The sequence below is a fragment of the Mucilaginibacter sp. genome (assembly GCF_036383575.1).
Classification (GTDB): domain Bacteria; phylum Bacteroidota; class Bacteroidia; order Sphingobacteriales; family Sphingobacteriaceae; genus Mucilaginibacter.
Window position 1 is genome coordinate 1 of record NZ_DASVOB010000854.1, and the last position, 11033, is coordinate 11033.

Annotated in this window: 4 protein-coding genes; 2 read left to right on the forward strand and 2 right to left on the reverse strand. The window is 43.4% G+C overall.

All coding sequences use genetic code 11. From position 1 onward, the window contains the following. Positions 1-152: 152 nt before the first annotated feature. A complete protein-coding gene (locus VF500_RS30100) occupies positions 153-3704 on the reverse strand; it encodes a VCBS repeat-containing protein (RefSeq protein WP_330863199.1) in 3552 nt (1183 codons plus the stop codon). Between the two features lie 198 nt (positions 3705-3902). Here VF500_RS30100 and VF500_RS30105 point away from each other — a divergent pair, with 198 nt between their 5' ends. Continuing rightward, positions 3903-5264, forward strand: coding sequence for a vanadium-dependent haloperoxidase (locus tag VF500_RS30105; protein WP_330863200.1), 1362 nt, complete (start codon positions 3903-3905; stop codon positions 5262-5264). A gap of 168 nt (positions 5265-5432) precedes the next feature. On the opposite strand, the gene VF500_RS30110 is transcribed toward VF500_RS30105, so the two are convergent. Continuing rightward, positions 5433-9425, reverse strand: a complete 3993-nt coding sequence (locus tag VF500_RS30110) for a hybrid sensor histidine kinase/response regulator transcription factor (RefSeq protein ID WP_330863201.1) — start codon at positions 9423-9425, stop codon at positions 5433-5435. Positions 9426-9720: 295 nt separating this feature from the next. Here VF500_RS30110 and VF500_RS30115 point away from each other — a divergent pair. Next, a partial coding sequence (locus VF500_RS30115) for a SusC/RagA family TonB-linked outer membrane protein (RefSeq protein ID WP_330863202.1) occupies positions 9721-11033 on the forward strand: 1313 nt, incomplete at its 3' end.

Here is an 11033-nt window from a genome sequence, read left to right on the forward strand (position 1 = left end):
CCTCTGGCCGCCGAAGCCGGAGTAGCAGGCCAGAGGCCTGGAAATAGCTGCCACTCGGCTGGAGCCGAGCGGCGGCGGAAATACTATAAAACAAGTTGCAGAATCCAGACTTACGAAGTTTTTAAAACTTCGTAAGTCTTATAAAGCAATATTTATCCCTTCCTTTTCCTCCCATTATAACTTGTTATAGTCACATCACCTGCATTTCCATCCAACTCCAATACCCTTGATGATTGCGATAAATAAGTTGATCCGTAATAAAACTCAACATGCTTTTTGCTGCCGTTTTTAAGGGTGATATCGGCGTAAAAATCATCAGGTTTAAGCTTGATATAGCGCTTGCCCGGAGCTGCGCCGGAATTGCGGAATACTTTAACACTATCCTGATTTTGGGTTGCTACCAATAGGTCTCCTTTGGCTGATTGGATATTTGCGAGTGCTTTACCATCGCCGGCAACATAAATACCGCTGTTGGCTATTGATAGCGGAGCAAAGCCGCCTTTTCCATTGCCTTTCATGTATAAACCCATAAAGGCATCATGCCTGCCGGTGAACGGTTCCATCCCGAAGTCGTTGCCAACCATTACCAGGTCGAGGTTGCCATCGCGGTCAATGTCTTTGGCTATCATACCATAAACAGGGGCTATCTGTGCATCTTGCGGTAGTGCACTGATACTAAAAGTACCAGTGCCTTTACCGGTGATAAGGCTGGTGTTCATGTCGGTAGCTTTAAGGATAACAGCACCTTCTTTGTCTTTTTCAGCCCATAGGTCGTTCATGGTAGCGTGACCGAAGCCACGGTAGCTTGGATATTTTTTGCGGATGGAGATCACCTGGCTGATCAGGTCATCGCGTGTATGCATCGGGAAAGGTTTCTGTGAGCCGTCCTCGTCCTTCATATAGCAAAATATCATGGCATCGAATGAGCCGTTGCCGTCCAGGTCTTTACCCATAATGGTCATGGGTTGTTCAAATGATGCTTTGTAGTTGGAGTTTTGACCAAGGTTACCGGCTACATAATCGATATTGCCGTCATTGTTAAAATCGCCGGCAACAATGCTGTTCCACCAGCCCACATGATCGTCGATGCCGGATTTGATTTTGCTGAAACCATGCCCTGTGTTTTTGTAAAAGGTAATTGGCAGCCACTCGCCAACTACAACCAAATCAACTTTACCGTCCTTGTCAAAATCCGACCATAAGGCATCGGTGATCATGCCGCCATGGGTCAGATCGGGGCAAAGCTGGCTGGTAACATCAGTAAACTTACCGCCATCGTTCCTGAGTAAATGGCTAACCGGTGATGAAGGGTAAGCACCCGAAACCGATCTCGAACCAACAAAAAGATCAAGATCACCATCTCCATCAAAATCGGCAGCGCGTACGCATGAGCCATTATCGTATTCCACAGGTACAGCAGCAAGGTCACGGGTGAAATGGCCTTTTCTATCATTAATATAAAGTCTATCCTGAGCAGTGGTATGGCCTTTTTGAAATTCGTAACTACCGCTTGCAATATAAAGATCGGGAAAGCCATCGCCATTGGCATCAAACAACAGGGCGCCCATATCTTCTTCATCTTTGATTTCTTCATTTACAAAGCGGTTGTTATCCGCAGTAAAATGACCGCTTGCATCCTGCATAAAAAATACGCCTTTGTTACCGGCAGATCCTCCAACAAAAAGATCGTCGTATCCATTGCCGTCCACATCGCCAACGGCTATGGCCGGCCCGTACTGGCTCAGCTTGTGTGGCAGGGTAGGCTGTATGTTATAATCAATAGCATCCTTTTCCTGGTGAACATATTTTATACCTGTTGAATTATTGGCTTCCTGAAATACGGGAATGATTTTTCCTGATGCATCAGCCGGGAAATAACCCGAGGCGTTTTTGTATTGCAATGTGAGTGTTTGATTAGCTTTTACGTTGGTAAGCAGCTGGGTTTTGCCATCGGGCCAGCGTACCCGTAACGAATCAACTGTAGTTGATGAGCCGATACCAAAATGTCCGCGGGCGTCGTCGGTACTCATATATCCCCGGCAGGGCTGCTGGTCATAAAACTGCTGATTACCTTTGTAATAGATCCGAATGGTTGCGCCAATACCGCCAATGTTTTTACTATCGCCCTGTAAGGCAACGGTTAAATAGTTGTGATCCTTAGCTACCTGCGTTTTGCTGTTGGCAGTGTTTTCATAAACAAAGGCATCATCGTCGATATTGTTGATCACGAGGTCAAGGTCGCCATCGTTATCCAGATCGGCATAAACACCGCCGGTTGAAAAGGTAGGTTTTACAATACCCCAGTCTTTCGACTGATCTTTAAACAAATACCCGCCTGCATTTCTGAAAGCATAGCTTGATGTTTTTACTACCGGGAATGAATCTGCCGCGGCAAGGGTAGTATTTTCTTTGCCCGTACGTCCCTGGTCGTTACTGTACAGGGCGTGGTCAAGATCCGTCACATCCCGTGGATAACCGTTAGTGATCATCATATCGCGGTAGCCATCGTTATCAAAATCGGCCACAAGGGGAGTCCAGCTCCAGTCGGTTTGATAAACCCCTGCCTGGTAAGCAATTTCGCTGTATTGCGGGTGACCTGCCGGCGTTTGCCCCTGGTTAAGCTGCAATACGTTGCGGATATACTGATGCTCGTAATTGAACTTTTTATTGTTGATATAGGTGATGTAGTTATCGCCCACGAGCATGGTTTTTTTACGGACATTCTCCTCGGGGAGCATTTCCAGCGATACAAGATCAGCCTTACCATCATTGTTGATGTCAACCATATCCGATCCCATTACCGACCAGCCCGTATGTTTAAAATACTCTCCTGCGCGATTGGTGAAGGTTCCGTTTTTATTGTTCACCCACAGCACATCATTCGATATAAAGTCATTACCCACGTAAACATCCGGCCAGCCATCGTTATTTACATCGCATATGGAAACCGAGTTACCAAAGCCTTCTATCAATATGCCGGCCTCTTTGGTTACGTTGCTAAACGTTCCATTGCCGTTGTTACGATATAACCGGTCATTATTCTGGGCGCTGCCATCGGTTAATTTAGGGCGATAGGCAACGGGTGTTTCCTTGCCTAAAAAGTTGGTGAGCAGGTACATGTCCAGATCGCCATCATGATCGTAATCAAAAAATACAGCTTGTGTACTGTAGCCGGTATCCTGTAGACCGTAAGCCGCTGCCGATTCTTTGAAGGTTGGTATGCCCTCTTTATTATTTCCCTGGTTAATGTATAACAGGTTTTTGCGGTGGTTGGGGGCGCTTTTGAACGACGAACACACGTAAATGTCCATCCAGCCATCATTGTTGATATCCACTACGGATACACCGGCATACCAGTCGCCATTACCGGCTACTCCTGCTGCATCGGTAGCATCTTTAAAAGTAAGTGAGCCCTTGTTGATGTATAATTTATTGGCAACCATGTTGCCGGCAAAATAAACATCGGGCAATCCGTCATGGTTAAAATCACCAATACCAACGCCTGCACCATTGTACAGGTAAGGGTGATTGAGGATGTTGATGCTGTCGCTTTCGTTAATGGTATTTTTAAAATCGATACCGGTTTGCGATGCATCAAGCAGTTTGAAAAGCGTTGGACCGGATGATTTTTTTGAACAGCCAACACCTAAAAACAATAACAATAGGGTAGATAGTTTAAACGCTTTGGGTAAACTTTTTATCATGCAGAAATGGTTAATAATTGATTGATGGTTTATGCTTTGGTTAAGCTTTAACTTATTGGTTATAATGCAATAAGCCATTGTAAAGAAAACGGATTTTATAATTCCTGATTCTGCAAATTGTATCAAAAGTTAGTTAATTACTATCGCCTCATACTTAAATATTTATTAACTGTTAGCTTTGATTTAAACCCTGTTTTGATGGGTAAACCAATTAAACTGATCAAGCCCTTTCTGTTCATCATGATGAAGAGACTATATTTTGCCCTTATTGTTATTGTAACCTGCTCATCATGCGGTAAAAAAAGCTGGGAAAAACCGGCCGAAAACCCCGATTTTATCCATCGGTCTATAAAAGATGTTACCGATGTGGTACGTCATGATATTTATTCGCCGCCGGTTGCCAGTCGTATTTATGCCTATATCAGCGTGGCTGCGTATGAGGCCGCACGTAATGGAGATAATCATTACCAGTCGCTTGAGGGGCAACTGAAAGGGCTCGACTCGGTGCCGAAGCCTATCGCCGGAAAAAAATACTGTTTTACGCTGTCTGCATCGCATGCTATTTTAACTGTCGGCAAGATTCTGATCATGAGCGAGGGCCGGATTGAAGGTTTTCATGACAAACTGATGCAGGAGTTTAAGGATACCGGGATGCCCGACAGTGTATACAATAATTCGATTGAATACGGAAAGCTTATTGCCGACAGGATCATTAAATGGGCAGGCAAGGATAACTATAAACATACCCGTTCATTATCAAAATACGATGTGCAAACCGATGATGCCAGCTGGAAGCCTACCCCGCCCGCTTACATGAAAGGAGTGGAGCCTCACTGGAACGAGATCCGCCCGTTTTTGCTCGATTCGGCACAGCAGTTTAAACCATCACATCCCTTTACTTTTAGTAATATCCCCGGCAGTAATTTTTACAAGCTGGCTATGGAAGTATACGACACGGGCAAACATATTACTGATGACGAGGCCACCATTGCCACTTTTTGGGATGATAATCCTTTTAAAGTGAATATCAACGGGCATACCATGTTTGCCACCAAAAAGATCTCGCCGGGAGGGCATTGGATCAATATCACTGCGCTGGTTTGCCGTAAAGCAAAGGCTGATTACGTGCGGAGCTCCGAAGCTTATGCCAGTATAGCCGTGGTTATTGCAGATAGTTTTATAAACTGCTGGGATGAAAAGTACCGAAGCAACGTGATCAGGCCCGAAACTTATATTAACCAGTATATTGATCAAAGCTGGATGCCACTGCTGCAAACCCCGCCTTTCCCGGAATATACAAGCGGGCATAGCGTGGTTTCTACAGCTTCGGCAGCGGTATTAAGTAAACTGTTTGGCGATGAATTTTCTTTTATAGATTCAACAGAAATGGAATTTTCTATCCCGGCCCGTAACTTCAAATCATTTAAAGCCGCGGCCGAAGAAGCAGCCATCAGCAGGTTTTATGGTGGCATTCATTATATGCCATCTATTACCAATGGTGTAGATGAAGGCGACAGGATAGGGCAGTTTGCTTTGACCAAATTGCATACGAGGAAGTGATTGAAGCGCCCAGATGTCCTTAAATAAACCGCTAACCGCTATCCGAAGTCTCTGACTTCGGATTATTATGCCTGTAGTCTTCAGACTACAGTGATTTTATGTAGTTACAAACTACATACATATTGGATTCGAAGTCAGAGACTTCGAACAGCGCTGTGCTTACTTAAATCAGACCTGTTTTGCCTTACTCCGCTTAGCAGCCTGATATTCCGTAGGCGTAGTTCCAAATTGCTTCAAAAAGTTACGGCCCAAGTGCGATTGTGAGCTGTAACCTACCATATTGGCCACTTCGTAAATTTTATAATCAGCCTCTTCCAGTAGCTGAGCTGCAGCTTTAAGACGGGTGATATTGATGAGCTCATTAATGGTAAGGTTTGATATAGCTTTCACTTTTCGGTACAGGGTTGGCTTGCTCATGTTCATGAGGTTTGCAATCTGCTCAACATCAAGTTCTGCATTTTGGATGTTTTTGTAGATAACACCGTTCAGCTTATCCAAAAAGCTTTCATCGGGTTTTGAATACGCCATCGACTTGATGTGCGCCAACGGCGAGCTTGCAAAATGATCCTTTATCTTATTGCGGTTGATGAGCAAGTTTGCTATCTGTACCTGTAAATGCTCGGGCGAAAATGGTTTTTCGATATAGGCATCGGCACCAACTTCCAGTCCTTCAATTTTACTTTGCAGGGTATTTTTAGCAGTAAGCAGTATGATTGGTATGTGACTGTAATCGAAATTGGTTTTAATGGTTTTGCACAGTTCAAATCCATCTATCCCGGGCATCATAACGTCACTTATAATAAGCTGGATGTTCTCAATGCTTATCATATCCAGTGCTTCCTGGCCGTTAAGGGCTTTAATAACCGAATATTTGTCGCTCAGATCATCCGAAATAAAATCAAGTATTTCCGGGTTATCGTCCACTAAAAGTATAACTGGTTTCATAAAGTCAATATTCTCCTCTCTGTTACTTAGGTCTGCCTGTTCATATTCATCGGGGGTAATATGCAGGTCGAATTCTTTTTCCTGGTGTACAGGCAAAGTAAGGTTAAATATATTAAAATCGTTAATAGATTTATTCAACACCAGTAAACCTTTATGCAGTTCGGCCAGCGAGCGCGACAAAGAAAGCCCTATTCCTGTGCCAATTTGCTTTTCCGACTCCTTCATCCTGAAGAAAGGCTCAAAGATCTTTTCACGCATTTCAAAAGGGATCAGGTGTCCGTTATTCCTTATTTCGATGGTAAAGGTTGGATCGTTGGCGGGGTGATCAAGCAATTCGATCTCAACAACAGAGCTGCTGTATTTAATGGCATTATTGATCAGATTACTTATAATTTTGGTGAACGCCTCAATATCAACATAGGCATAAACAGTTTTAGCCGGATGCTTAAAGGTATAGCTGAGGTTCTTTTGCTCGGCCATGGGTTTAAACCTCACAAAGGTATCGGCAAGCATGTCGATGATATCGGTTTTAACAAAACTGAGACTAAAGCCATTGGTTTCAGTTTTCCGGAAATCAAGTAACTGGTTGGTAAGGTCAAGGAGGCGGTTGGTATTCTTTTCCATGATCTTCAGGTTGTTTTGAATCTCCGGAACATGCTCGGCTTTCCTGATCACTTTTTCCATTGGCCCTTTAATTAGGGTTAGAGGGGTGCGGATCTCATGGGCCACATTGGTGAAAAATTCAATTTTAGCGTTGTAGATCTGTTTTTCCTTATCGTTTTCAAGGGTTTCGATAATGCGTTTATTTTTTTCGCGGGTTTTGCGGTGATAGCTTCTCAGCAAGTAATAGCCTGTTAGTAAAAACAACATGCTATAGGCAATGTATGCCCAAACGCTTTCCCAAAAGGGGGGGGCTATGTCAATTTCAAGGGTGGTTTCTTTTTGGTTCCAGGTTCCGTTGTTGTTTGCCGCTTTTACTACAAAGGTGTAATGGCCAGGCTGAAGCTGGGTAAAGTAAACCTTCCGGTTGCGTTTAAGTTCGGTCCAACCCTTATCCAGGCCCTTCATCATATATTTATATTGCGTCATTTCGGGCGATGGAAAACTTAACGCCGCGAAATCAATACTAAACGATGATTGATTATGATTAAGGCTGATTTTTTTTGTGCTGATGATAGATTGGCTTAATAACGAATCGGCCCCGTTAACAGAGATCTCTCTGTTATGAACCTGAAAACCGGTTATATAAACCGGTGCTATAAACTGATTTTGTTTAAAATTGGCAGGATTAAAGCTAACCATGCCACGTACGCAACCAAAGTACATAGTGCCATCGGCGTCTTTAAAAGATGAGTTGTAGTTAAATTGATCGCTGAGAAGTCCGTTTGCTTTGGTATAAGTTTTAATGGTTTCTGTAGCAGGGTTAAAGCAAACCAGGCCGCGGGTAGTACTGATCCACAAATTTTTATGATTATCTTCCTCAATCCTGAAAATGTAATTGCTGGGGAAACCAGTATTACTGTCATAAAATTTATAGCTATCATTTTCCGGGTCGTATCTCCATAAACCCAGTCCCTCGGTAGCAAACCATAATTTATTGTCGCTATCCTCAAAAACACCGTTAACTGTTGTAGTATTAAGGATATTTTTAACAGGGTAACGGTAGTTTAATTTAGTGCTTGTATTAGTAATTGGATTGTAGCAGTAAATACCATCCCGTACAGTGCCAACCCATATTCTGCCATTATGATCTTCGGTAATAGCGTAAATGAAATCATACGGAGGTAATTTATCTATCAGGGTAAAATCCTTGGTTGCCAAATTATACAGGTACATGCCCCTGGTTGTACCAACAAAAACGAGCCCGTTTCTGGTTTTGCAAAAGCAAATTATAAAGTTACTTTTAAGATCATTACTTCGGTTCCCGGCAAGGTAAACACGTTCAACTTTACCGGTTTTAATGTTCATGATATCCAGGCCCCTTTCAAAAGTGCCTACAAAAAGTTCATTGCCTATGGGTAATATGCCGTGAATGTTGGTGTTGGAGATGCTGGCGCTTCCGCCGGGATAGTAATGGGTCCAGGTGTGCTTATCGGGCGCTAATTTGTTAAGTCCGTTATCTTCAGTTCCCATCCACAAGTTCCCATACATGTCTTTATTAATTTCACGCACTACGTTTCCCTTGAGCGAATTTGGCTCAGGCTCGGGATAAAATTTATTAAAGGTTGAATATTGCTGAGGATAATAATTAAGTCCGCCAAAATAAGTGCCTACCCAAACGCCACCTTCCGAATCTTTAAAAAGGCAATAAACAGCATTATCAGAGATGGAATAAGGGTCATTGAAATGTTTTCTGAGATTGAGGAATGTTCCCTTTACCGAATCATAAATGAATACGCCCGATTCTGTCGCTATCCAATATTCGGTATCGCTGTATTTTAAAAAATCGCGTACGTAAATGGCTGTTTTATCCGGGTTGTAATTAAGCAGGTCCCTATATTTCCCTGTTTCGGCATCAAATTCCTTAAAACCGTGACTGTTAGTAGCTACAAATATTTTGTTGTTACCGGCATAATAGATCTTCTCGATAAACTTTGATGTAACCTTATCAGTTGGTTTAAATACGTTGTATGCGGTGAAGGTGCGGCTTGCCAGGTCCAGCTTCTCCATAACACCTGATGAGGTTGATGCCCATACTGTACCGTTAATAATAACTACAGATGTAGCTTCAAAGTGCTGCCAGGGCCAGTAATCAATTTTTTCGCCGGTTTGTGCGTTATACTTTATTAATGAGGCACCGGCTATAAACCAGCAGTTATTCTGTTCATCAAAGGTGATGCTGCGCACACCATTAATATTGGCCGAATTTATATGCGTAAATGTTTCGGATAGGGGATCATACTTATCAAGCCCTTCGTCGGTACCTATCCAAAGTGTACCTTCTTTATCAAGGCATAGGGTATGCACCATATTGTTGGAGATGGTGCTCTTATCTGCATGGTTGTGCCTGAAGGTTTTAAAGGTGTAACCGTCAAAGCGGTTAAGGCCATCCTTAGTGCCAAACCACAAAAAGCCGCGCTTATCCTGCAGGCTGCAGTAAACGGTATTGTGCGATAAACCATGTTCAACCTGGTAATGCCTGAAGTAGTAAGTCTGGGCATTACTAATGCCGCATGATACTGTAAAAAGTAATAAAAAAATGTATAGTGGTCTCAAAATAATTAGCTTAAAGCAAATATAGCCAATCTGTTGCAGCGTTTTTACCCTCCCGAAAATTGATACATTTCGACTAAGTATTGATATGATTTGGTTAATCGCCGCGGCCAAAATCCTTTTTCTTTGAAGCATTGATTTTAGATATGTCAATTGTACATTTTTTAAAATCAAAACTTAACCAATTAATAGATCATTTATGAGAAAATTTTTACTACTCAGGCATGGGGGATGTCCTCATGTACAGTGGCCGCCCAGTAAGTGGGGCCCAAAAGTAACACTAATTGCTTTCTTCATCATGACCGCTTTCCTTTTTTCGTTTCGTGCATCGGCGCAAAATAAAATTAAGGTAACCGGTACTGTTGTTGATACTACCGGCGAAGTGCTTACCGGTGTAGCTATCAGGGTGCAGGGAACGCAGGGTGGTACAACAAGTGATGTTAGGGGTAATTTCACTATTAATGTACCCAGCGCAAACAGTACGTTGGTGTTTAGTTACATCGGTTTTATCACCCAGGAGCTGCCACTAAACGGCCAAACCACGATCCGGGTGCGTCTCCGTGCATCAAACGCCTCTTTGCAGGAAGTTGTAGTAACCGGTTACGGTTCGCAGAAAAAAGGATCACTTACAGGTGCTATTTCCACGGTTACCAGTAAAGACCTTGATCGTGTACATGCCGGTTCGACAGTAAGTACGGGTTTAGCAGGTAAAATTCCGGGTGTAACGTTCAGGCAGTCTGAAGGCAGGCCGGGAGCAAGTGCCAGCATCCAGATCCGTAACATGGGTACACCTTTATATGTAATTGACGGGATCCAGCAGGATGAAGGCCAGTTCAACAACCTTGCCCCTAACGACGTAGAGAGTATCACCGTACTGAAGGACGCATCGGCCGCTATATATGGTGTGCGTGCGGCCAACGGCGTTGTGGTGGTAACTACTAAAAAAGGTGCCGGCGACGCGAGGATCAACATTGATGCCTACACCGGTTATCAAAACTGGTACAGGTTCCCTAATGTGCTTACCAACTCGTATGATTATATGCGCTACCGCGCGGATGCCGAGGTAAACAGCAACGGTTCAACCAGCATTACCCAGGCCGAGCTTGATAAATATAAGGCAGGTACCGAAAAAGGATACCAAAGCTTTAACTGGCGCGATTATGTTTTGAAAGCCAATAACAACGCTCCTCAAAACTCAGTTAACGCCAACTTTACCGGCGGTAACGACAAAGTGAATTATTACGTATCGGCAACTAACCTGTTCCAAAACTCTCAGTTAGGTAAGGAGTACAAATTTAACCGTTCAAATATCCAGTCGAATGTTTCGGTTAAAGTTGCCAACGGACTTAAAGTAAGTATGGACATTAATGGCCGTATCGAAACCCGCGAAAACCCAGGTGTACCGGGTGGTGACGACTATTTTCTTGCCCGTTTTGCAGTATTGAGGAATACCCCGCTTGAGCGCCCTTACGCCAACGACAATCCTGCATACCTTAATGATATCGGCCATACCGAGTCAAACTATGCTTTCCTTAATGATAAGTTATCGGGTTTATATCATAGCGACTGGCGTGTATTACAGGCCAACTTTGGTGCTGAATACCAGGTGCC